Genomic DNA, 21263 nt, shown 5'->3' on the forward strand with positions numbered 1-21263 from the left:
CGATCCGGGTCACCATCCGCAAGGGCGTACCGGACCACGCCTTCGCCGTGACCATGGCCGACGCCGGCAGGGGCATCCGCAGGGCGTGTGCGATGGTCCCGCTACCGGTGCTCGTACCCCATGCCTCGCTCTCGCAGCCCGACCAGCTCGACGAACCGACGGAGGACCCGACACCGTGAACGCCCCGACCGAGCCGGCTCCGAACAGGACAGCGATCCGGATCCTGATCGTCGACGACCACGCCGTCGTCCGCCGTGGTATCCGCGCCTACCTTGAGCTGCTCGACGACCTACAGGTGGCCGCCGAGGCCGGCAACGGCCAGGAGGCCCTGGACCGGCTGGCGGCCATGGCCCCCTACGAGGAACTGCCGGACGTCGCCGTGGTCGACCTGCTGATGCCCAAGATGGACGGCGTGGCGGTGACGGCGCGGATCACCCAGCAGTATCCGAGTGTGAAGGTCGTGGTCCTGACGAGCTTCGGAGAGATGGAGCGGGTGCACGCCGCGCTGGCCAACGGTGCGTCGGGCTATCTGCTCAAGGACGCCGAACCGGACGAGGTCGTCGCCGCGATTCGCGCGGCGGCGACCGGCGAGGTGTTCCTCGACCCCGCGATCGCCCGCCAGCTCACCCGGGAGATCGTGTCGCCGCCGACCGGTATCGGTGCGCTGACCAGCCGTGAACGCGACGTCCTCATCCTCGTCGCCCAGGGACGTTCCAATCAGGAGATCGCCGACGAGCTCGTCATCAGCGAGCGCACCGCACGGACGCACGTCAGCAACGTCCTGCGCAAACTCCAGCTCACTTCCCGCACCCAGGCCGCCCTCGTCGCGGTACGCAAAGGGCTCGTGCCACCGCAGGGCTGACTCGAATTCCGTGCCCGTGAGGAGAACCGGGGTGCGGAGACGGACGATGCCGGCCCTCTCAGGGAGACCGGCCCTCTCAGGGAGACCGGACCCCTCGGGGAGACCGGCACCCTGGCTGGTCGTGGGGCTCAGACGGAGACGGCGGTCCGCCACCCCGGCTGGTAGGCATCGCGGGCCATGGCGGCGTACGGGGCAGGGCTCACGATGGCGCGCACGGCGAACTGCTCATGGGGCTCGACGGTTTTCTTCTTCGAGCCGCCGTTCGGCTCACCCCAGATGACCTTGACCTCGGCGCCCAGCGGAACGTCGGGGTTGACCGTGGCCAGCGACAGGGCCTTGCGCTCGTTGGCGCTGTAGCCCGTGAACAGCGACAGCCCGACGGTGTTGCCGTCGGCGTCCTGCACCGCGTCGAAGTTCGACGAGCCGTAGTTGGCGTTGGGCAGGTCGAAGAACTGGTAGCGGGGGCCCTCGGTGGCGAGCGGGGAGGCGAGGAGCTCGGCGACGTCCTCGGCGTTCCAGGCGAGGGTGACCTTGCGGCGCTGGGTGGCCGGGTCGATGGCCTCCAGCGCGCTGCGGCCCACGAAGTCGTGGTCGAACTTGACGAACCCGCCGTAGCCGAGCTCCCACGGGTTGAGGTAGTAGTCCTCGATGCTGTCGGAGACGAAGCTGCCCGCCAGCGCGTTGATCGCCTCGTAGCTGTTGGCACCGAGCCACTCGCGGTACGGGCGCAGCTCCTCCGAGGTGTAGATCGCGGGCAGCGGCGACGGGATCCAGCCCGATTCGAGCGTGTTGCAGGAGTAGGCGCGGGCTCCGGCCGGTTCGAGGCCGAACTCCCGTCCGGCTTCGAGGATGGCGTCGCGGACCTTGTCGTAGGTCTCGTACGATCCCCAGATCTCCAGCCCGGGTGCGCCGGCCATGCCGTGGCGCAGGGTGCGGATCGTTTCCCCCGCGATGTTCATGTAGCCCATCTTGAAGAACTTGACCTGTTCGACGGAACCGCCGTTGACCTTCTCGATCACCTCCCAGGCGCGCGGGCCCTGGATCTGGAAGCGCCAGACGTCACGGTTGACCTGCTTGCCGTAGGGGCGCGACGGGGAGCGGTCGTCGAACCGGATGTCGAGGTTGTAGCCCTGCCCGCCCTTGAACATCAGCCAGTTGGCGACCGGGGCGCGTCCCACGAAGACGAACTCCTCCTCGGCGAGCCGGAACAGGATGCCGTCGCCGATCACACCGCCCTCGGGGGACACCGGCACGAACTGCTTGGCCGAGTCGACCGGGAACTTCGCGGTGCTGTTGATGCCGGTGTCGGTGAACAGCTTCAGCGCGTCCGGGCCGGACACCCACAAGTTGACCATGTGGTGCGACTGATCGAACAGCACGGCCGTCTTCTGCCAGGCCGTCACCTCGCGGCGGAAATTGGTGAACTCGGCCGGCACAACCGGGTAGATGTAGGCCCCGAGCTGGGAGTTTCGAAGCAGATCGACGGTGTTGCCCGCCTGGTCCAGCAGGTCCTGCAGGTTCTTGGCGCTCATAGGTGCCACCCGTTCTGAAGTCGCGAATCCTCCGTCCGACGCTAGGGACCGACCCGGCGCGGCGGCAGTGAGGAATGGCGGAAGCGGAACGACCGGGGCGGCCGGTGCCTCCAGGTCATTTGACGTAGCCGGCCGCCGGTACGTCATTTGTCGTGCACCGCACTCGACAGGTCGTCGCCCGGCGGTCGCGACAACTGTGTGATGGCGGGCGGAATCTCGCGCTCTACGGTCGGAGCAAACCACTGGCGGCGCATCGCGCGGCCCTAGCCAGGGAGCACCACATGACCAGCCAGAGCAGGCCGGACCTGCCCGGGACCTATGTCTTCGACGGTCCGACGAGCCGCCGCGGGCACCATATGAACAAGCTGTTCATGTCGCTGCGCAAGGAAGACGCCCGCGCGGAGTTCCTCGCCGACCAGGCCGGCTACTGCCGGCGCTTCGGCCTCTCCGAGGAGCAGACGGCCGCGGTTCTCGGTCGTGACTGGCAGGCGATGCTCGATCTCGGCGGCAGCATCTTCTACATCTACAAGCTCGCGTTGATGGACGGGCTGTCCATGCAGTACCTCGGCGGTGTGTTCACCGGGATGTCCGAGGCGGACTTCAAGGCCGCGATGTTGGCGGGAGGGCGTACCGATGTCTGAGGTGATCTGGGGACTGGCCACGTCGCACGTGCCGTCGATCGGAGCGGCGATGGACCGCGGCATGACCGGGGAGCCGGTGTGGGCGCCGCTGTTCGAGGGATACCGGCCGGCGCGGGAGTGGCTCGCGGAGCACACGCCGGATGTCGCGATCCTCGTCTACAACGACCACGCCAACGGGGTCGACCTCGACATCGTCCCGACGTTCGCCATCGGTACCGCGGAGAAGTACCAGGTCGCCGACGAGGGCTTCGGCCGTCGCCCGGTCCCGGACGTCGTGGGGGACCCCGACTTCTCCTTCCACCTTCTGCACCAGCTGATGGACGACGGCTTCGACCTGACGGTGTTCTCCGAACTCGACGTCGACCACGGCTTCACCGTGCCGTTGTCCGTCTGGACGCCGGAGCCCGGCGACGCCTGGCCCTGCCCGGTCGTCCCGATCATGGTCAACGTCATCCGCTACCCGCAGCCGACCGCGGCGCGCTGCTACGCGCTCGGCCAGGCCCTCGGGCGGGCCATCGCCGGCTACGGTGGGGCGAGGAGCGTCGGGATTCTCGGCACCGGCGGGATGTCGCACCAACTCGCCGGCAAACGAGCGGGGTTCATCAACCCCAGCTTCGACCACATGTTCCTCGAAGCGATCGAGAAGGACCCGGAGAAACTCGCGGCGCTGAGCCGGGAGGACTACATCCGCCAGGCGGGCTCCGAAGGCATCGAGCTGATCATGTGGCTGGTCATGCGCGGAGCGATGAACGCCGAGGTCCGCAAGGTCCACTCGGCGTATCACGTGCCTGCCTCCAACACCGCGGCCGGTCTGGCGCTGTTCGAGAACACGACCACGCGCCCCGCCCGCTGATCGGTGCCGCGACGTTGTCACCCCGCATTCACGGAGGAGCCCTGTCGGTGTCGGTCCACAATCCGGGGCGGTCGCGGTCCGCCACCGATGAGGGCGATGTCCCCGCCTTCGCCGAGCGCTGCCGGGTGATGGGAGTCGTCAACGTCACCCCGGACTCCTTCTCCGACGGTGGCCTGTACGTCACGACGGACGCGGCGGTGACGCACGGACTCGCCCTCCGAAGTGCCGGCGCCGACTATGTCGACGTCGGCGGGGAGTCCACCCGCCCGGGCGCCGACCGCGTGGATCTCGCCGACGAACTGAAGCGTGTCGTCCCCGTCGTGCGTGAACTGGCGACGGCCGGTGTCCCGGTCAGCATCGACACCACACGGGCCGCGGTGGCCGACGCCGCTGTGGCCGCGGGGGCCCTCCTGGTCAACGACGTCAGCGGAGGCCTGGCCGACCCCGCCATGGCACGCGTCGTAGCGGCCGCCGGAGTGACGTGGGTGCTCAACCACTCCCGAGGCGCGAGCCGGGACATGTACGCCGCCGCCGTGTACGACGATGTCGTGCGCGAGGTCTCGGTCGAGCTGATGATGCGGGTGCACGCTGCAGTGGAAGCCGGCGTCCGCCCCGACCAGCTGATCCTCGACCCGGGACTGGGATTCGCCAAGCGGGGCGGGCAGAACTGGAGTCTGCTGGCGGATCTCGGCGAACTGGTCGACCTGGGCTTTCCCGTTCTCGTGGGAGCCTCACGCAAGCACTTCCTGGGCGACGCCCTCTTCGGCGACGGCATCCACCGTCCTGCGACGGGCCGGGATGCCGCCACGCTCGCGACGACCGTGATTGCCGCACGGGCCGGGGCGTGGGGCGTCCGCGTGCACGACGTGGCCGCATCGGCGGACGCGGTCCGCGTGGTATCGGCCCTCGGTCATGCTCGACCGGCCGACAGTGAGCGTGCACCGCCGGCCTGGCCGGCGGTCACGATGCTGCCCATGATCAGCACAGCCGCCCGGCCTCCGGGAGGCGGGCCACAATCCGCAGCGCCTCGTTGACGGCGGTCGCGTACGAGGCGGGCCTCGGCCTCTACGTCAGCCGTGTGGGGAGTCGGGGAGGCAGGCAGAGCCGGGCAGGACCGTCGCGAACGGCCACCCGTGCAAGGACCTGTCTCCGCGTCGCGTCCACGGGCTCGTTGTCGGCAGGAAGCCCTTGGAGGATCTGCGCCTTCGTCAGCAACTCGCAGTGCCCGAGACGAGGTCGTCGAACCGGGCGCACGGGCCGGGAACAGGGTGCATCGGGTTGGTTGCCTTCCGCCGTCGGGATGTGCCTTTTCCGAAGGCCGGACTCCGCGTTGCCGCGTACTCGATCCTGCCCGCGATCCGGGTTCCGCCGGATCGGCGTATCGCGCAGGGCGGGCATGCCTTCCGTCCGCGTCCGACAGAGTCATCCGTCGCTGCCCGGGGGCGATGCGCGCGTCTACGTCACTTGTCCTGCTTGGGACGCGACGCTCGCCAAGGGGAGGTCCGGTCATCCGCGTGATCCCTGGTGACGGGGGTGTTTCTTAGCGTCGTAGCAAGCCCGGATCGCCGGTCCGGCGGTGCTGCCGCGGTGGCTTCGCCGACGGCGCACCGAAACGGGCGGCCCAGTGGAAAGGTTCTTCGGCGATCATGACTTTCGAGAGTCCGGCGGCGGCCACGGCTCGCGTCGGGAGCCCTGCCGAAGCTCCTCAGTCGCGACGTCGGGTTCGACTACGCGCACGAAGGTCATCCCCGTCCGGGACAACGACGATGAGCGGGCCATGGGCCCTGATCCCCGCGGCCACGACCGCCACGGAGCACGCCGAGCCCGCTCCCCGCGTCCAGTTCGCCCGCACCAACTGAAGGAGCAAGTGACGTGACGTCGGTGACGGACCCGAGGGGTTCCACCCCGCCGCTCAGCCGCCCGGTCCCGCGCACCGCGAAGGCGGCCGTGGCCGATGCGTTGCGCGACGCGACCTACGAGATCCTGCCGTTCAAGAGCGCCGAGGAGAAGGTTCTCGCGCACGTCCCCACGGACGTGGCGCTCACCGTGACCACGACCGAGGCGAAGGGGATCGGCCCCACGATCGCCCTGGCCGCCTCGCTGACCGGACACGGCTACCGGGCCGCGCCGCACATCGCCGCGCGGCTGGTGCGCGACCAGGCGCACCTGGCCGACATCGTGGAGCAGCTGCGTGACAGCGGTATCGACCGTCTGTTCTGCATCGGCGGCGACGCAGCCGAGCCTGCCGGGGACTTCCCGGACGCGTTGAGCCTGTTCCAGGGTCTGCAAACGATCGGCCACTCCTTCACGTCGGTCGGAATCGGCGGCTACCCCGAGGGACACGGTCTGATCGACGACGAGCTGATCGAGCAGGCTCTGGAGGCGAAGGCGCCGTACGCCACGCAGATCATCACCCAGCTCTGCTTCGACGCCGCCACCACGATCCGGTGGGCTCGTACGGTGCGGGCCCGCGGTGTCACGCTGCCGATCCGGGTCGGCATACCCGGAGCCATCAGTCGGCAGAAGCTGATCCGGGTGTCGGCCGGTCTCGGGCTCGGACAGTCCGCGCGGTTTCTGAAGAAGCAGCAGAACATGTTCTGGCGGTTCTTCCTGCCCGGCGGCTACAGCCCGAACAAGCTGATCGAGAAACTGACGCCCGCGTTCGCGCAGGAGGACAACAACCTCCAGGGCTTCCACGTGTTCACCTTCAACGACCTGGAGAGCACCGAGGCCTGGCGCAAGGCCTGGCTCGCCCGTCTGTCCTGACCGATCGCGCCGGTGCCCGGCGTCTTCCCGAGGCCACGCTCGCCCTTCCCGACCCGCCCGACTCGCTCCTGGAGGCGTCATGACCCCGCCCGCCGGCACCCAGCACGGCGTCCTGCTGCTGTCCTGCCCGGACTCCCCGGGCATCGTGCACGCGGTCACCGGGCTGTTGGCGCGGGAGAAGTGCACGATCGTGCAGAGCCAGCAGTTCGGCAGCGCGGACAGCGGCGCCTTTTTCATGCGTGTGGAGTTCGCGCACGTCGACGGCTCCCCGCTGGGCCTCGACGCCCTCGGCCAAGAGATGCGAGTCCTCGCCGACAGGTTCGGCATGACCTGGAAACTGGCCGACGCCGCACAACGTCCGCGCGTGGTCATCATGGTGAGCAAGTTCGCCCACTGCCTCAACGACCTGCTGTTCCGCAACTCCATCGGCGAGCTGAACCTCGATGTCGTCGCGGTCGTGTCCAATCACCCCGACCTCGGCCGCATCGCCGACGGCTTCGGCGTGCCGTTCCGGCACATCCCGCTGACGAAGGACACCAAGCCGCAGGCCGAGGCCGCACTACTGGACCTGGTCCGTGAGGAGCGTGTCGACCTCGTCGTCCTGGCCCGCTACATGCAGATCCTCTCCGACGACCTGTGCGAGCAGTTCGAGGGCCGGGCCATCAACATCCACCACTCCATGCTGCCGAGCTTCAAGGGCGCCAAGCCCTACCACCAAGCCCATGCGCGAGGGGTCAAGTACATCGGGGCCACCGCGCACTACGTGACCGCCGACCTCGACGAGGGCCCGATCATCGAGCAGGAGGTCATCCGCGTCGACCACTCGCTCGGTCCCGCCCAACTCGCGGCCTGCGGCCGGGAGGCGGAGAGCCGCGCGCTGGCCCGCGCCGTGCGCTGGCACAGCGAGAACCGGATCGCGGTCCTCGGGAACCGAACAGTCGTCTTCCGGTGAACACCCAAGACGCAGCGGCCGGCGACCTGGCCCGACAGCCGATCGGACAGTATCTCGACGATCTCGCCGTCCGGGTCCCTGCCCCGGGCGGCGGGGCCACCGCGGCCCTGCACGCGGCACAGGCTGCGGCGCTGCGACGGGGTTGCCGGCCCGAGGCGACCGCGGCCTCCAGCGCCGGGTTCGGCGTCGACTGCATCGAAACCAAGGTCGACCTCCGGGCTGCTGTCCGCGAGGCCATCGTCACCGGCGAGTTCGTTCCGAAGAGGACGCCGAGCCACTCGACAGGCTCGGCGACGCGCTGCAGGGGGCGTCCAAGCGCGTGATCTGCTGGCCTACGCGCGACTCGACGCCGAGCTGCACGGACTCGTCCGTGGCCTCGGCGGACATGCGACGGCACGGGCAGTCGTCGACCGGTTGGAAGGGCGGACCGCTCGGCACCGGTTCAAGCTGATCCTGAATCCGGGCAGGCTCGCCTCATCCCTCGAGGAGCACCTGGCGATCCTCCGCGCCGTTCGTGACCGCGACGAGGCCGGGGCGGCGCATGCACTCCGTACACACCTGAGCGCCGTGCTGAAGGAGTTGGCCGACGGACGGGCCGAGGTCGGTCCTCGCACCTGGGTTCTCGGGGCTGCTGTGACCCCGATCGTCCCCCGCTTAGAGGGCATCTTAGAGATGGTGCAGCGGCGCCGGCAGCTGTCGGTCAGTGCAGCAGGCCGCCGCCGTCGCAGACGATCGACTGGCCGGTGACCAGGCGAGCGTCCGGTGAGGCCAGGAAGGCCACAAGCCCGGCGAAGTCCTCGGGTGTCACGAACTCCCGAATGGCCTGTTGGGACATGGTCTTCGCGAAGACCTCGTCGCCGGAGTGCGCACGCGTGCCCGGCGTCGCGACCTGGGCGGGCATCGCCGCGTTGACGGTGATGCGGTGTTCACCCAGCTCGCGGGCCATCACCCGCGTCATACCCAGCAGTGCGCCCTTGCTGGCGATGTAGCCGATCTGCCCCGGCGCGCCGGTGAAGAAGGTCCGCGACGCGACGTTGACGACGCGGCCGCGGTGTTCGCTGTCACGCAGGTACGGAAAACAGGCCTGGACCATCAGCAGCGGCCCGACGGCGTTGACGTCGTAGTAGCGGTGCAACTCCTCCGGCGTGGCGTCGAGCAGACTCTCCCGCCCGGAGAGCAGGCCCGCGTTGTTCACCAGGACGTCGACCCCGCCGAAGCGGCCCACGATGTCCTCGACGGCCCTGCCCACCGCGCTGCGGTCGGTGACGTCGCAGGTCCAGCTCGCGATGGACCCCGATCCGTCGTCCCCGTACGACCACCCGGACTCCTGCACCAGGTCGAGGGCGGCGACGGTCCCGCCCTCGGCGGCGAGCCGCCGCACGATCGCGCGGCCCAGCCCGCCCGCCGCGCCGGTCACGATCGCGACCACGCCGGCGAGCCGCGCGCTCACTACTGCTTCTCCTGGGGATGGGTGGCCAGAGCCTCGACGGACACGTCCATCCACTTCCACATGGGCAGCGAGACGAGCGCGTCGTGCAGGGCGGCCGGGTCGTCGGCCTCGTAGAGCCCGACGGTGGCGTTGCGGCCGGGCACCCGCCAGAGCCGCTTGAGGACGCCCGCCGCACGCAGCTCCATCGCCCGCGCCCGCTCGTCCCTCCTGAGCTGGTCGCGGACCTCGTCCGGGGTGCCGTGCGGGAGCAGGTTCTCCGCGCGGACCAGGAACTCCATGGTGTTCTTTCCTCTCGGATCAGGCGGCGGCGACGTCGAGCAGCAGAGCAGCCAGCTCGTCGGGGGCGGTGACCATGGCCTCGTGGCCGGTCGCGATCTCGTGGGTCGGCCAGCCGCGGGCGGCGGCCTTCTCCGCCTGCGGCCTGAAGACACGCATCCAGTCCACGCACTCGATGAACGCGGCCGGGACCTGCTCGCCCTTCCCGGTCAGCCGCAGCGGCTCGGTGTAGGTCAGCCACGGGTGCGGTGTCAGCCGCGGGGTGAGCCAGTCGACGTCCGCCTCGTCGGTGACGCCGAGTTTCTCCAGCGGGCGGACGGGAACCAGCCAGCCGTACCCCGGGCCCGCGGCGGACTCGCGGTAGTGGTCGGCGACCGTCGTGGGCAGCAGATCGATGGCGGCGTCGCCGTCGTCGCCGACGAAGGCGTCGAGGTGGATGCGCTTGACCAGCCGCTCGGGGACGCGGTCGGCCACTCCGGTGACCACTTGGCCGGCGTAGCTGTGCCCGACCAGGACGACGTCGCGGGCGTCGTACGCATCGAGAAGGGCGACGACGTCCTGGACGTGGGTGGACAGTCCGACCTGTGGGTTGAGCAGGTGGGCGCGGTCGGAGACACCGGTCAGAGTGGGGGTGTGCACCTCGTGGCCGGCGGCGCGCAGCGCGGGGGCCACTCGCTGCCAGGCCCAGCCGCCGTGCCAGGCGCCAGGTATGAGGACGAACGTGCTCATGGGGATTCCTCCGCAGGGGCGGTGTCGGGGTCCGTCGCGTCGTCGGCGTCGAGATAGCGCACACCGAGCCGTTCGAGGAGCGGTCGCATGTCGTAGATGTCGAGTCCGACCTCGCCCTGGAGGAAGCGGCGGCGCTTGGCCTCCTCGTTCGCCTCGCGGCGGGCACTTGCCTCGACTACGGCCTCGCCTTGGTCGAGGGGGACGCAGAGTACGCCGTCGTCGTCGGCGACGATGATGTCGCCGGCGTTGACCAACTGCCCGGCAGCCACTACGGGAACGTTCACCGAGCCCGGGACGGCCTTCGCGGTGCCCTGTGCGTGAACCGCACGGGACCAGACGGGGAAGCCCATGGCGGTGAGGTCGGCCACGTCGCGGACGCCGGCGTCGGTGACCAGGCCGAGCACTCCGCGGTGGCGCAGCTGGGTCGCGAACAGCTCCCCGAACATACCGTCGGTCGACCGGGAGGTGGTCGCGACCACCAGGACATCTCCGGCGCGGCACTGCTCAATGGCGGCGTGAATCATCAGGTTGTCGCCGGGGTGCGACAGCACGGTCACGGCGCGGCCCGCGATGCGTGCCCCGGGGTAGATCGGCCGCAACTCCGGTCCGAGCAACCCGCGTCGGCCGTACGCCTCGTGGGCGGTCGCGACGCCGCTCTTCGCCAGTGCGGTCACGACCTCTTGCGAAGGGCCACGGCTCGTGCGGACGATGACGTGTCTGTCGTTGCCCCGGCTCACCGGAGCTCATCTCCGACAATGGGGAAAAGGCGCTGGTAGGCCTCGGCCTGCACGATCGACTTCGCGCCGCCGTTACGGACCGCCTGCACACCCCGGCGCAGGGAGAGGTCGGTGTAGTACTGCACGAGGTGCGACTGGGCGCCCATACACTCCATGGCCTTGCGCTTGCGGTCGAAGACCGAGGTGATGTCCAGCAGCAGGTTCGGTGCGAAGCGGCACTGTTCGGGCTGGTGCGGCTCGAACTGCAGCACCTGTGGCGCGCCGATCGGGGTGGTGGTGCGGTCGTGCCCTGCGGCCTGCGCGACCTGCCGGGCGAGAAGCGTGGCCTCGTGCGCGGCGTTGTGGTCGCGGTTGTAGGGGTCGGAGGCGACGTGCGTGAGCAGCGCCTCCGGCTGCGCCGCGCGCATCTCGGCGACGATCCGGTCCAGTCCGGCGTCGTCGATCCGCAGCGGGTAGTCGCCCAGGTCGAGGAAGGTGATCGACGCCCCGAGTGCCTCGGCGGCTGCCTCGGCCTCCGCGCGCCGGGCCTCCTTGGCCTTCTCCAGGGTCATGCCCTCCTGCTTCCAGAGGCCTTGGGACTCGCCGCGCTCGCCGTAGCTCAGGCACACGATCCGCACGTCGTGGCCGCGTTCGGCGTAGAGGGCCAGCGCGCCGCCGGCGCGCCACACGAAGTCCCCGGAGTGGGCGCTGATCACCAGCACCGAGGAACGCTTGTCGTCAGTCATTGCAGCTGTCGTGACCTTTCTCGGCGACCCTGCCGCCGGTGGGGAGGTGAGGCGGGACTCAGAGGTTCAGGACCGGCCGGACACGAGGCGAGGAGTTCAGCACGGGGAAGTGGTTACGGGAGCCTGGGACGCGGATCCGCCCACACACGCGGGCATGGTCGTGGATCCGCCGGCAGCCACCACGGCTCTCCGGCTCCCGAAGAGCTTGAGTGAGATCACGAGATCACGGCCTCGGACACGGTCCGCCGGGACCGGACGACGGCCTCGCCCCCGAACTCGGCGGCGCCCCGGCCGCACCCCCGTGGACGGTCCTGCCACGTCGATCATCTCCTCGCAGCGTCGCTCATGGCCATCACGCGTCCACCGCGATGGCGATGGGACCGACGCTAAAGAGCCGCGGGAACGCAGGTAACGCGCTAATGACCGGGCTGGCGCGGAGGCTTGTCACACCGCGACTACGTCATTCGTCGCGAACCCGTAGGGAGAGCAGTGGAGAGCAGGGGAAAGCGGTCGAATCGGGTGCCCTTCCCCCGGCGCATCCCTCGTTCGCGAAGGACCGGAGATCCGCGACAATTGACGTAGGAGGGCCGGGTCGGTGCGGCCGTGCACTCATCGCACCGAGCTGCTTCAATCAGGCAGACGGATGTGCTGGCTCCGGTGCGTCCCAGGGGCCGGATCCACGCGTTCGAAGGAGCATGCGACCTGTGACCGAGCAGGCACCGGTGGGCGATGTCGCCCGCGCCCTCGTTGACGTGTCCGCGGACGGGCTGGCCGTCATCGACGGAACGGGGCGATTCTCCTTCCTCAACCCCGCGGCCGGCCACCTGCTCGGCGTCCCGACCGCTGAACTCCTCGGCTGTTCCAGCCCCTTCGCGAGCCCCGACAGCGAATCGACCGTCGGGGCACTGACAGTGCGCTGGGCCCCGGTGGGTGGGCGCCCCCGCGAGCTGGAATACCGAATCGCCGCTGGCGCCGACGACAGCCATGTCGTCTGGTTCCGGGACGTCACCGACGTCAGACGGCAGCAGGAGCGCCTCACCGCGATCGCCCGGGTCGCGTCGAGCGTGACCGAGTCCGCGTCGCTGGAGACGATCCTGCAAGCGGTCGCGGCCGAGATCGTCATGACGTCGAACATCGCGGCGGTGCAGATCCTCGCGATCGACGATCCGGACGCCGAACTGCGCATCCTTGGCATGGCCGGGTTCGGGGAGGCGCCTGAGTTCGTCGAGCGGCTCGGCGCGTGCCGCCGCCTCGGGGCGGACATCCGTTTCCTCGACGCGTTCGTGCGCAGCCGCCACGTGGTGGTGCCGCACCGGAAAGCCTCGATCCTGGCCGACCCCCTCTGGGCGCCGCTCCACGAGATCATGGGCCGGCCGGACTGGGACGGCTTCGTATCGATGCCGATGGTCGTCAGGGGCCGGACGCTCGGTGTGGTGAACGCGTACTACGTTTCCGGGGAGGAGCCCGGCCCGATCGCGTTCCTCGAGGCCATGGCGGATCACGCCGCGATCGCGATCGACACCGCGGCCCTGCTGGCTCAGACGAGGTCGCAGACCCGCCATGACGAGCGTCGGCGGCTGGCGCGGGACCTGCACGACTCGGTCGTCCAGCAGCTGTTCTCCATGCGGATGCAGGCGATGGTGCTGCGCAGCCAGCTGGACCGCCGCGTCGACCCCGATCGGCTCCGTCTCTCGGCCGAGGAGCTCGCCTCGCTGTCCTCCACCGCGCTCGCGGACCTGCGGCAACTCGTCTTCGAGCTGCGTCCCCTCGAACTGGCTGAGCAGGGGCTCGTCGAGGCTGTCCGTCGCCAGGCGGTCGGCGTCCAGGCCCGGACCGGCCTCGTGGTCGAGGTGCGGGCCGACCGTGATCGGATCGAGGCCCCCCTTGAGCTGCAGGAGGACGTGTACCGGATCATCTCGGAGGCGGTGCACAACGTGGTGAAGCATGCCGAGGCGGCGGTGGCCGAGATCGGGATCGTGGTCGACGGCGACGATCTGATCGTGGACGTATCCGACGACGGCCTGGGCGCGGCACCGTCATCCGACGCGGCACCGTCATCCGACTCCGTGGACCGGAACCGTCTGGGCCTGGAGTCGATGCGCGAGCGGACCGAGCGATGGGGTGGACGGATCACCGCCGGCCCGCGGCCGGGCGACGGCTGGAGCGTGCACCTGACGGTGCCCCTTCCACGCGGGTGAAAGTTGCGGCCCCCGGGTGGCCTGCAGCTCACCAGGGACCAGCGGGCCGGACAAGGCCTGGCGAGGGAGGTGAAGCGGGCAGCCGCCTACAGGAAGTCGCCGCTCCGCCACCGTCGCAGTGTCTGGTCCAGATGGCAGTCGAAGAGGCCGGCGAGATCCACCGCCGGATCCAGCAGCCACTGGATCTCCAGGCCGTCCATCGTGGCGAAGAGTGTGCGGATCTCCCGTTCGGCCTGCTCGGCGGTCGTCGGCGGGATTTCCCCGTCGGCGGCGGCGTCGAGAAGGCGCTGGATGAGGGTCTTCAGCAGTTCGGCGTAGCGCTGCTGGATGAACGGCCGTGCGGGGTGCTTCTCGTCGGAGGACTCGCCGGTGAGCCGGATGAACAGTTCCAGCAGGCCGCGGTGTTCGGTGTGGTAGCGCATCACCGCTCGTAGCTGGTCGAAGGAGGCCAGGCCGGTGTTCGCCGTGCGAGTGAGGCTGGCGGTCTCGCCCGCCCACCACTGCAGGACGGCCGAGAGCAGGTCCTCCTTGTTCGCGAAGTGCCGGAGCAGGGCGGCGGGGGAGACCCCGACATCCGCGGCGATCTGCCGCATCGACGCTCCGTTGTAGCCGTGTTCGGTGAAGGCCTTGGCGGCTGCGGTGACGATCTGCTCCCGCCGTTTGATTCCGCTGCGGTACGGCCCGCGGGGACCGCTTGTCGTGCCCGTCACCGATCAGCCTCCCGGTGGAAAGAAAGTTCGAGTTGACCTCTTGCGTCAAAAGCTATCAGCCGCTTACGTTTGGCCAAACGTTAACACCTGATCACTTTTCATTTCGGGTCGATGACGCGGCGCCCCGGCACACGTATGCCCGGCCCCCGCACCCGCGTTCCTGCTTCAGGACGGACTCCTCACATGCAACCTCTCGGTGTCGCACTCGTCGGACACGCCTTCATGGGGCGCGTGCACTCCCAGGCCTGGCGCACGGTCGGCCGGGTCTTCCCGCAGGAGCGGCCCGTGGAACGGACCGTCCTCGCGGGTGTCGACGCGGCCCGGGCACGCCGAGCCGCGGACGAGCTCGGCTGGCGCGATGCCACCGACAACTGGAAGGAGGCCGTCCTTCGCGACGACGTGCACATCGTCGACATCTGCACGCCCGGCGACAGCCATGCCGACATCGCGATCGCCGCCCTGGAGGCGGGCAAGCACGTGCTGTGCGAGAAGCCCCTGGCGACCACCGTCGCGGAGGCCGGGGCGATGGCGGTGGCCGCGAGGCGAGCCCGCGAGCGCGGGGTACGGTCCATGGCCGGCTTCACCTACCGACGGGTCCCGGCTCTCACCCTGGCCCGTCAGCTGATCCAGGAGGACCGTCTCGGACGCGTCCTGCAGTTCCGGGCCCGCTATCTGCAGGACTGGCTGCACGACCCCGACGCTCCCTTCTCCTGGCGGCTGGACCGGGCCCGGGCGGGCGCCGGCGCACTCGGCGACACCGGCTCACACCTCATCGACCTCGGGCAGTACCTCCTCGGTGACACGCTCGACGGCGTCTCCGCCCAACTGGCCACCTTTGTCGACCGCCGCCACGCGCCGGACGGCACCCCGGCCCAGGTCACCGTCGACGCCGCCGCTGTCTTCATCGCCCGCTTCGGTGGCGGGACGCTGGCCACGTTCGAGGCCTCCCGCTTCGCGGCCGGCCGCAAGAACGCCATCCAGCTCGAGATCAGCGGCACCAAGGGCGCACTGTCCTTCGACTTCGAGTCGATGAACGAGCTGTCGTTCTACGACGCCACCGAGCCGTCCGGCACCGCCGGCTTCCGCCGCATCCTCGTCACCGAGCCCGACCATCCCTACCTGCGGGCCTGGTGGCCCGCGGGCCATGGCCTGGGCTACGAGCACGCGTTCACCCACCAGGCCCACGACCTGCTGACCGCCATCCGCGACGGTACTGACCCCGCGCCCGGCTTCGAACAGGGCCTGTACGTGCAGCAGGTCATCGAGGCCGTCGAGGCCAGCGCCGCGAACGCCGGCGTCTACACCCCCATCGCGACCAGCTGAGAAACGAGCCGGAGATGCCTCGCCCCGTCACCCTGTTCACCGGCCAGTGGGCCGACCTCCCCTTCGAGGAGGTATGCCGCCATGCCTCCCAGTGGGGCTACGACGGTCTGGAGATCGCCTGCTCCGGCGACCACCTGGACGTCGCGCGGGCCCTTGCAGAGCCCGACTATCTGCCGGCCAAGCGAAAGCTCCTGCAGAAGCACGGCCTCGCTGTCCACGCGATCTCCCAGCACCTCGTCGGGCAGGCCGTGTGCGACCACCCCATCGACGAACGGCACCGTGCGATCCTGCCCGAGCGGATCTGGGGCGACGGAGCCGCCGAGGGTGTGCGGCAGCGGGCGGCTGCCGAACTCAAGGACACTGCCCGCGTGGCGGCCGCACTCGGCGCCGGGGTGGTGACCGGCTTCACCGGCTCGTCGATCTGGCACACCGTTGCCATGTTCCCCCCGGTACCCGCCGAGGTGATCGAGCGCGGTTACCGGGACTTCGCCGAGCGCTTCCATCCCATCCTCGACGTCTTCGACGCCGAGGGCGTGCGCTTCGCCCACGAGGTGCATCCCAGCGAGATCGCCTACGACTACTGGACGACGCAGCGCACCCTCGGCGCGATCGAGCACCGCCCGGCCTTCGGCCTGAACTTCGACCCCTCCCATTTCGTCTGGCAGGACCTCGACTACCTGGGCTTCGCGGCCGACTTCGCCGACCGGATCTACCACGTCGACTTCAAGGACGCCAAGAAGAACCTCAACGGACGCAACGGCCGGCTCGGTTCCCACCTGCCCTGGGCCGATCCGCGACGCGGCTGGGACTTCGTCTCGGTGGGCCACGGCGACATCGACTTCGAGGGCTGCGTCCGCGTCCTCAACGCGATCGGCTACGAAGGCCCGCTCTCCGTGGAGTGGGAGGACGCCGGGATGGACCGGTTCGTCGGAGCCCCGGACGCGCTTGCCCGGGTCCGCGCCCTCACCGCGATCGAGCCGCCCGACGCGGCCTTCGACGCGGCCTTCAGCACCCGCCCCTGAATCCAAGGGAGTTCAGCATCATGCCCCCCATTGGTATCAACCCGCTGCCGTGGTACCTCACGCCGGACGGCATCCGGCTCAGCCGGGACATCCTGCCCACCGTCTACCGGGAAGTCCGGGAAGCGGGCTTCGACGCCGTGCAGGCCGACATCCCGGCCGGAACCACGGTCAACGAGTTCCGCGCCCTTCTCGACGACCACGGACTGCGTGCCGCGCCCGGTTACTTCAGCGCCGGCTTCGAGGAGCCGGCCGTGGAACAGGCCCGCGTTCACGCCGCACAGCAGGCACAACTCGGCCTCACCGAAGTCTTCATCGCCCCCTTCTTCGCCCCGGAGCGACGGGCACACCCCGCAGTCGGCCACGCCTTCGACGCCGGCCGGCTCGCCACCGTCATCGAGCACCTCGGCCGGGCCTGTGAGGCGATCACCGCGGAGGGGCTGCGCCCCTGTCTGCACCCCCATGTCGGCACCTGGATCGAGACCGAGCAGGAGATCCGAACGGTCCTCGACGCGATCGACCCCGCCCTGCTCGCCTTCGGCCCCGACACCGGTCACCTGCACTGGGCGGGCGCCGACCCTGTCGAGCTCGTCGCGGCGTACGCCGACCGGGTCGGTGCCGTCCACCTCAAGGACGTGCACACCGCCGCCGCCCGGGTCACCGAAGGCGACTACGCGGAGGCGACCTACGACCGGCACGTGTGGACGGAGCCCGGCCAGGGCGACGTCGACCTCATGGGAGTTCTCGACTGCCTGCCGTCCGGCTACGAGGGCTGGCTCGTCGTCGAGGTCGACGTCCCCGACCAGGGCGGCGACGCCAAGGGCAGTGCGCTGCTGTCGCGGCGCTGGGTCACCGACCACCTCGCGGTCGCGGAGGCTGCCCGATGAGCACCCTCGGAGTGGGCTTCATCGGAGCCGGCCCCGTCACCCAGGCCATCCACCTGCCTCACCTGGCGGGCCTGTCCGACCGCCTGCACATCGCCCATGTCATGGACGTCGACCCGGGCACCGCCGCAGCGGTCGCGGCCCGCTGCGGCGCCCGGCACTCGTCGTCGGTGGAGGATCTGCTCGCCGATGACGGTGTCGATGTGGTCGCCATCTGCAGCCCCCACGCCTTCCACGCCGAGCAGGCCGTGGCGTGCGCCCGCGCGGGGAAGAAGGCCGTCCTCGTGGAGAAGCCATTCGCGACGTCCGCCGCGGACGCCGAACGGATTGCCGAAGCGTCAGTGGAAACCGGGGTCCCGGTGATCGTCGGCGCGATGCACACGTACGACCCCGCCTACCTGGCCGCCGAGGAACACTGGGGCGACCTCCCGGACACCGCGCGCCACATCCGCTCGGTCATCCAACTGCCCCCGAACGCCCGCTACGAGGCTCTCGCCACGCAACTGCACTCCCTGCCGCAGCCGCCGCCACAGCGCGACCTCGGTGATCCCGCGGCCCGTGCCGCGGCGATCAGCGGCTCGCTGCTCGGCCTCGCCATCCACAACCTCCCCCTCGTCCGCCGCTTCCTCCCGCACGTCGAGGCCGTCGACACCGCGCTGCTGCTGCGCCCCTTCGGCTACCGCGTCACCCTGCACGGCCCCGACGGACGCACCGTGGAACTCATCGGCCACATCGGCACCGCCTGGCGCCCGGAGTGGACCTTCGAGGTCTGGGGCGCCCACAGCGAACTGCGCCTGGACTTCACTCCGTCCTACGTGCGCGCCGGATCCGCCGAGGCGACCGTGCGCACCCCGGACCGCACCCTGCGTTTCGGCCCCTACCGGCACAACGGCTACGACGCCGAGTGGCTCCACCTGGCCGACCTCGCCGACGGCACGGCGCCCCCTCGCCACACCCCCGACGAACTGGTCGCCGACCTCCGATACGCCACCGACCTGGCCGCTCTCGCGGGCGCAGTACTGCAACAGCAAGGAGTGGCGGCATGACCCCCGGCACGACCCGCACGACGCCCGCTTCCCGGCCGCTCACCGTGGCGCTCGACAAGGCACTGGACACCCCGTTCACCCACGGCACGCTCGCGTCGCTGCCCGAGTGGCTGCGCGCCGACGACACCGGCGCCGCGGACATCCGGGCCATCGGCGGACCCGCGTGGACCGGCCGGCTGCACAGGGCCCTGGCTCTGCGACCACGCGCCGTCCTGCTGAGCCGGCCGACGCCGGCGCCCCCCGAGACGGTGAAGGAACTCGCCGCACTGGCCGACGCCGCGCAGGTACCGGTCGTCGTCGACACCCCCTGGGCCCTGCATCCCGCGACCACGGATGTCGTCCCGGCCCTCCGAGCGGCCGCGGCGCAGGCGGCGCTGATCGAGGTGTTCACCGCAGCGGACGTTTCCCCCGCGCACGCCTTTCTCGATCAGCTGGCGCTGGTGCGCGCCACGGCGGGCGCACTCGACTCGCTGCGGGTCACCCGCCTGGACGCGCGGGGCCACGGCGGCTCGGCCCAGTGCGGGAGCGTTCCGGTGAGCTTCAGCGGCTGCCGCTCCGGCATCGGCACCAACGACACCCGCCTCGTGCTGCGCGGGGCCGGCGAACAGTGGCGGCTGGACTTCGCCGCCCCCTCCAGTGCCCGCCCGGCCACCATCGTACGCATCGACGCGGATGGCGAGCACCTGCTCCCCACACGGTACGAGACCGCACACCGGGCGGCGTGGCGGCACACCCACGCCGCCGCGACCTCGGGCACCGCCGCCCCCAGCACCTTGCACCACCTCGCGGCCGACCTGGCCCTCTTCCCCGTCGAGGCGCTCTCCGCCTGACGCCAAGGGGGGCGACGCCCTCCCGGTGCCCTTAACACCGCCCGTCGGCGCCGCCCCCCCGTATTGACGCACTGCGCGAACCGGACGCACTCCGCGAACCGGACGTGCCCCCGGACCCGCTCACCCGCCGGGTGAGCGCCCACGCCTCTGCGGACGTCCCCGCAGCCCCACAGGTGTGACGCCATCATCACCGACGCTGATGCGTAGCTACCCTGGAGGTCCTCGTGACCACACCCCTGTCTTCCCCCACGGAGGCGACCAGCGCCCCCGCCGGCTCGCCATCGGCACCGGTCAGCCGACGATTCATCGCCGCCTACATGCTGGGCCAGCTCGGCCTGTGGGCCGCGCTCCTGACGCCCGTCACGGTGTCGATCTCCCTGAAGATCAGCCAGATCGCCCCGGACACCAAGGCCGGCAGCCTGAGCGCCGTCCTCAGCATCGGCGCACTGCTGTCGATGATCACCACTCCGATCTGGGGCAACCTCTCCGACCGCACCACCAGCCGATTCGGGCGCCGCAGGCCCTGGCTCGCAGGCGGCGTACTCGCCGGCACAGCAGGCCTGGCCGTTATCGCGCTGGCAGGCAACGTGACGCTCGTCGCCGTCGGATGGGGCATCGCCCAGATGGGATTCAACGCCTCCCAGGCCGCGCTCAACGCACTGCTGCCCGACAACGTGCCCGAGGAACAACGCGGCCGAGTCTCCGGCATGGTCGGCTTCACCTCGAAGGTCGGCACCCTCATCGGCACCGGCCTGGTCGCTCTCGCCGGCTCCGGAGTCGCGCCGATGCTCCTGCTGCCGGCCCTCTTCGGCATCATCATGATCGGCATCCTGGTGGCCGTCATGCCCGACCGCCCCGCCGACCCGGGCCGCCTCGCCCCCTTCCGTCTCACTGACATCGCACGCAGCCTTTGGGTCAACCCCTTCGCTCATCGGGACTTCGGCTGGGCCTGGGCCGGGCGCTTCCTGCTCTACGTCGGCTACGCGTTCTTCCTCACCTTCCAGGCCTATGTGATCACCGACCACCTCGGCTACAGCGACAGCGAGGCCCCCGACCTCATCTTCTACGGCACTCTCGCCGCGACCGCCGGAGGCCTGTTCACCGCGATTCTCGGTGGACGCCTGTCGGACCACCTCCAGCGCCGCAAGATCTTCGTCGGCGTCTCGGCCGCGGTCATGGGAGTGGGCCTGCTGATCATCGGCCTGTCCGCGTCGTACGCCCACTTCCTCGTGGGAGGCACCGTCGTCGGCCTCGGCATGGGCACCTATCTGGCCGTGGACATGGCACTGGTCGCCCGAGTCCTGCCCAACCCCGACAACGCGGCGAAGGACCTCGGCGTGTTCCAGATCGCCAACTCCCTGCCGCAGTCGCTCGCCCCGCTGATCGCCCCACTGTTCCTCTCCATCGGCGGCGGAGACCAGAACTACCCGGCCGCGTTCGTGGCGGGAACCGTTTTCGCCCTGCTCGGCGCACTGGCCACGGCTCCGATCCGTGGTGTGCGGTAAGTAGCCGGACGCGATGAACCGAGCCGGTGCGGCCCCCAAGGACCGCACCGGCCGGAGACGAGGAACTCGCGCCACGGCGGTGCCGGAGTCGCCGATCAGGCCGAGGGGCTACCCCTCGCGCACCTCGCACTGGTCCAGGCCGCGGGCAGCGGTGAGGCCGACGCCCGGGTGACCAGGTTCCGGGCCGCTCCCGGGCCTGAGCAGGCGGGGCTGGCTGTCTACCCG

General features: G+C 70.3%; 23 protein-coding genes. 16 read left to right on the plus strand and 7 right to left on the minus strand.

Annotated features, from left to right (window positions below):
• The first annotated feature begins 47 nt into the window (after positions 1-47).
• Together E0500_RS44215 and E0500_RS26945 are read left to right on the plus strand one after the other, a co-directional pair.
• A complete protein-coding gene (locus E0500_RS44215; RefSeq protein ID WP_258572942.1) occupies positions 48-179 on the plus strand; it encodes a hypothetical protein in 132 nt (43 codons plus the stop codon).
• Positions 176-862, plus strand: a complete 687-nt coding sequence (locus E0500_RS26945; RefSeq protein ID WP_309505151.1) for a response regulator transcription factor — start codon at positions 176-178, stop codon at positions 860-862. Before E0500_RS44215 ends, E0500_RS26945 begins: the two co-directional genes overlap by 4 nt.
• A 128-nt stretch (positions 863-990) precedes the next feature.
• On the opposite strand, the gene E0500_RS26950 is transcribed toward E0500_RS26945, so the two are convergent.
• Positions 991-2394, minus strand: coding sequence for an aminomethyl transferase family protein (locus tag E0500_RS26950; RefSeq protein ID WP_131557590.1), 1404 nt, complete (start codon positions 2392-2394; stop codon positions 991-993).
• A gap of 281 nt (positions 2395-2675) precedes the next feature.
• Between E0500_RS26950 and E0500_RS26955 the strand changes: the two genes are divergently transcribed.
• The 7 genes from E0500_RS26955 (at position 2676) to E0500_RS45535 (ending at position 8353) form a co-directional block, all read left to right on the plus strand.
• Positions 2676-3035 (plus strand): protocatechuate 3,4-dioxygenase, encoded by a 360-nt coding sequence (locus E0500_RS26955; RefSeq protein ID WP_131557588.1) that lies wholly within the window; start codon positions 2676-2678, stop codon positions 3033-3035.
• Positions 3028-3888, plus strand: a complete 861-nt coding sequence (locus tag E0500_RS26960) for a class III extradiol dioxygenase subunit beta (protein ID WP_131557586.1) — start codon at positions 3028-3030, stop codon at positions 3886-3888. The genes E0500_RS26955 and E0500_RS26960 overlap by 8 nt, the downstream gene beginning before the upstream one ends.
• A gap of 128 nt (positions 3889-4016) precedes the next feature.
• Positions 4017-4922 carry a dihydropteroate synthase gene (gene folP, locus E0500_RS26965; RefSeq protein WP_131557808.1) on the plus strand — a complete coding sequence of 302 codons (906 nt, stop codon included), beginning with the start codon at positions 4017-4019 and terminating at the stop codon, positions 4920-4922.
• An 838-nt stretch (positions 4923-5760) separates the two neighbouring features.
• A complete protein-coding gene (locus tag E0500_RS26970) occupies positions 5761-6654 on the plus strand; it encodes a methylenetetrahydrofolate reductase (protein WP_309505152.1) in 894 nt (297 codons plus the stop codon).
• 79 nt (positions 6655-6733) lie between these two features.
• Entirely contained in the window at positions 6734-7606 is an 873-nt protein-coding gene (gene purU / locus E0500_RS26975; RefSeq protein WP_131557584.1) for a formyltetrahydrofolate deformylase, read from the plus strand.
• Positions 7603-7929 (plus strand): cyclodeaminase/cyclohydrolase family protein, encoded by a 327-nt coding sequence (locus tag E0500_RS44220; RefSeq protein WP_309505153.1) that lies wholly within the window; start codon positions 7603-7605, stop codon positions 7927-7929. Before purU ends, E0500_RS44220 begins: the two co-directional genes overlap by 4 nt.
• A gap of 4 nt (positions 7930-7933) precedes the next feature.
• Entirely contained in the window at positions 7934-8353 is a 420-nt protein-coding gene (locus tag E0500_RS45535) for an FCD domain-containing protein (RefSeq protein ID WP_399120260.1), read from the plus strand.
• On the opposite strand, the gene E0500_RS26985 is transcribed toward E0500_RS45535, so the two are convergent.
• Genes E0500_RS26985 through E0500_RS27005 form a run of 5 tightly spaced genes read right to left on the minus strand, consistent with a single transcriptional unit; the run spans position 8307 to position 11523 of the window.
• Entirely contained in the window at positions 8307-9056 is a 750-nt protein-coding gene (locus tag E0500_RS26985) for an SDR family oxidoreductase (protein WP_131557582.1), read from the minus strand. The two genes, E0500_RS45535 and E0500_RS26985, sit on opposite strands and share 47 nt — an antisense overlap.
• Complete coding sequence (locus E0500_RS26990) at positions 9056-9334, minus strand: muconolactone Delta-isomerase family protein (RefSeq protein ID WP_131557580.1); 279 nt, start codon at positions 9332-9334, stop codon at positions 9056-9058. The genes E0500_RS26985 and E0500_RS26990 overlap by 1 nt, the downstream gene beginning before the upstream one ends.
• A gap of 19 nt (positions 9335-9353) precedes the next feature.
• The gene (locus tag E0500_RS26995; protein ID WP_131557578.1) at positions 9354-10061 is read right to left on the minus strand and encodes an alpha/beta fold hydrolase; all 708 of its coding nucleotides are present in this window, start codon (positions 10059-10061) and stop codon (positions 9354-9356) included.
• Positions 10058-10771: a 4-carboxy-4-hydroxy-2-oxoadipate aldolase/oxaloacetate decarboxylase gene (locus E0500_RS27000; RefSeq protein ID WP_131557805.1), complete on the minus strand. Its 714-nt coding sequence runs from the start codon at positions 10769-10771 to the stop codon at positions 10058-10060. The genes E0500_RS26995 and E0500_RS27000 overlap by 4 nt, the downstream gene beginning before the upstream one ends.
• A 23-nt stretch (positions 10772-10794) precedes the next feature.
• Positions 10795-11523: a PIG-L deacetylase family protein gene (locus E0500_RS27005; RefSeq protein ID WP_131557577.1), complete on the minus strand. Its 729-nt coding sequence runs from the start codon at positions 11521-11523 to the stop codon at positions 10795-10797.
• Positions 11524-12227: 704 nt separating this feature from the next.
• On the opposite strand from E0500_RS27005, the gene E0500_RS27010 reads away from it, so the two are divergent.
• Positions 12228-13721, plus strand: coding sequence for a GAF domain-containing sensor histidine kinase (locus tag E0500_RS27010; protein WP_165934809.1), 1494 nt, complete (start codon positions 12228-12230; stop codon positions 13719-13721).
• Positions 13722-13807: 86 nt separating this feature from the next.
• On the opposite strand, the gene E0500_RS27015 is transcribed toward E0500_RS27010, so the two are convergent.
• On the minus strand, positions 13808-14431 hold the full coding sequence (locus E0500_RS27015) for a TetR/AcrR family transcriptional regulator (RefSeq protein WP_131557573.1): 624 nt from the start codon (positions 14429-14431) through the stop codon (positions 13808-13810).
• 183 nt (positions 14432-14614) lie between these two features.
• On the opposite strand from E0500_RS27015, the gene E0500_RS27020 reads away from it, so the two are divergent.
• The 6 genes from E0500_RS27020 to E0500_RS27045 all read left to right on the plus strand — a co-directional run bounded on the left by E0500_RS27020 (position 14615) and on the right by E0500_RS27045 (position 21038).
• Positions 14615-15754 carry a Gfo/Idh/MocA family protein gene (locus tag E0500_RS27020; RefSeq protein WP_131557571.1) on the plus strand — a complete coding sequence of 380 codons (1140 nt, stop codon included), beginning with the start codon at positions 14615-14617 and terminating at the stop codon, positions 15752-15754.
• 14 nt (positions 15755-15768) lie between these two features.
• The gene (locus E0500_RS27025) at positions 15769-16776 is read left to right on the plus strand and encodes a sugar phosphate isomerase/epimerase (protein ID WP_131557569.1); all 1008 of its coding nucleotides are present in this window, start codon (positions 15769-15771) and stop codon (positions 16774-16776) included.
• 20 nt (positions 16777-16796) lie between these two features.
• Entirely contained in the window at positions 16797-17660 is an 864-nt protein-coding gene (locus tag E0500_RS27030) for a sugar phosphate isomerase/epimerase (RefSeq protein ID WP_131557567.1), read from the plus strand.
• Positions 17657-18703 (plus strand): Gfo/Idh/MocA family protein, encoded by a 1047-nt coding sequence (locus tag E0500_RS27035; RefSeq protein WP_220140612.1) that lies wholly within the window; start codon positions 17657-17659, stop codon positions 18701-18703. The genes E0500_RS27030 and E0500_RS27035 overlap by 4 nt, the downstream gene beginning before the upstream one ends.
• Positions 18700-19533 (plus strand): hypothetical protein, encoded by an 834-nt coding sequence (locus E0500_RS27040; RefSeq protein WP_131557565.1) that lies wholly within the window; start codon positions 18700-18702, stop codon positions 19531-19533. The genes E0500_RS27035 and E0500_RS27040 overlap by 4 nt, the downstream gene beginning before the upstream one ends.
• Before the next feature lie 224 nt (positions 19534-19757).
• Complete coding sequence (locus tag E0500_RS27045; RefSeq protein ID WP_131557563.1) at positions 19758-21038, plus strand: MFS transporter; 1281 nt, start codon at positions 19758-19760, stop codon at positions 21036-21038.
• Positions 21039-21263 lie beyond the last annotated feature (225 nt).

The sequence above is a fragment of the Streptomyces sp. KM273126 genome (assembly GCF_004337435.2).
Taxonomy (GTDB): domain Bacteria; phylum Actinomycetota; class Actinomycetes; order Streptomycetales; family Streptomycetaceae; genus Streptomyces; species Streptomyces acidicola.

Excerpts from the sequence above, each read along its gene's own strand:
- E0500_RS27005 (WP_131557577.1), bottom strand. The coding sequence starts at position 11,523 with ATGACTGACGACAAGCGTTCCTCGGTGCTGGTGATCAGCGCCCACTCC.
- purU (WP_131557584.1), top strand. The coding sequence starts at position 6,734 with ATGACCCCGCCCGCCGGCACCCAGCACGGCGTCCTGCTGCTGTCCTGC.
- folP (WP_131557808.1), top strand. The coding sequence starts at position 4,017 with ATGGGAGTCGTCAACGTCACCCCGGACTCCTTCTCCGACGGTGGCCTG.
- E0500_RS27020 (WP_131557571.1), top strand. The coding sequence starts at position 14,615 with ATGCAACCTCTCGGTGTCGCACTCGTCGGACACGCCTTCATGGGGCGC.
- E0500_RS27035 (WP_220140612.1), top strand. The coding sequence starts at position 17,657 with ATGAGCACCCTCGGAGTGGGCTTCATCGGAGCCGGCCCCGTCACCCAG.
- E0500_RS26955 (WP_131557588.1), top strand. The coding sequence starts at position 2,676 with ATGACCAGCCAGAGCAGGCCGGACCTGCCCGGGACCTATGTCTTCGAC.
- E0500_RS27025 (WP_131557569.1), top strand. The coding sequence starts at position 15,769 with ATGCCTCGCCCCGTCACCCTGTTCACCGGCCAGTGGGCCGACCTCCCC.
- E0500_RS26990 (WP_131557580.1), bottom strand. The coding sequence starts at position 9,334 with ATGGAGTTCCTGGTCCGCGCGGAGAACCTGCTCCCGCACGGCACCCCG.
- E0500_RS27040 (WP_131557565.1), top strand. The coding sequence starts at position 18,700 with ATGACCCCCGGCACGACCCGCACGACGCCCGCTTCCCGGCCGCTCACC.
- E0500_RS26995 (WP_131557578.1), bottom strand. The coding sequence starts at position 10,061 with ATGAGCACGTTCGTCCTCATACCTGGCGCCTGGCACGGCGGCTGGGCC.
- E0500_RS26950 (WP_131557590.1), bottom strand. The coding sequence starts at position 2,394 with ATGAGCGCCAAGAACCTGCAGGACCTGCTGGACCAGGCGGGCAACACC.
- E0500_RS26960 (WP_131557586.1), top strand. The coding sequence starts at position 3,028 with ATGTCTGAGGTGATCTGGGGACTGGCCACGTCGCACGTGCCGTCGATC.
- E0500_RS27030 (WP_131557567.1), top strand. The coding sequence starts at position 16,797 with ATGCCCCCCATTGGTATCAACCCGCTGCCGTGGTACCTCACGCCGGAC.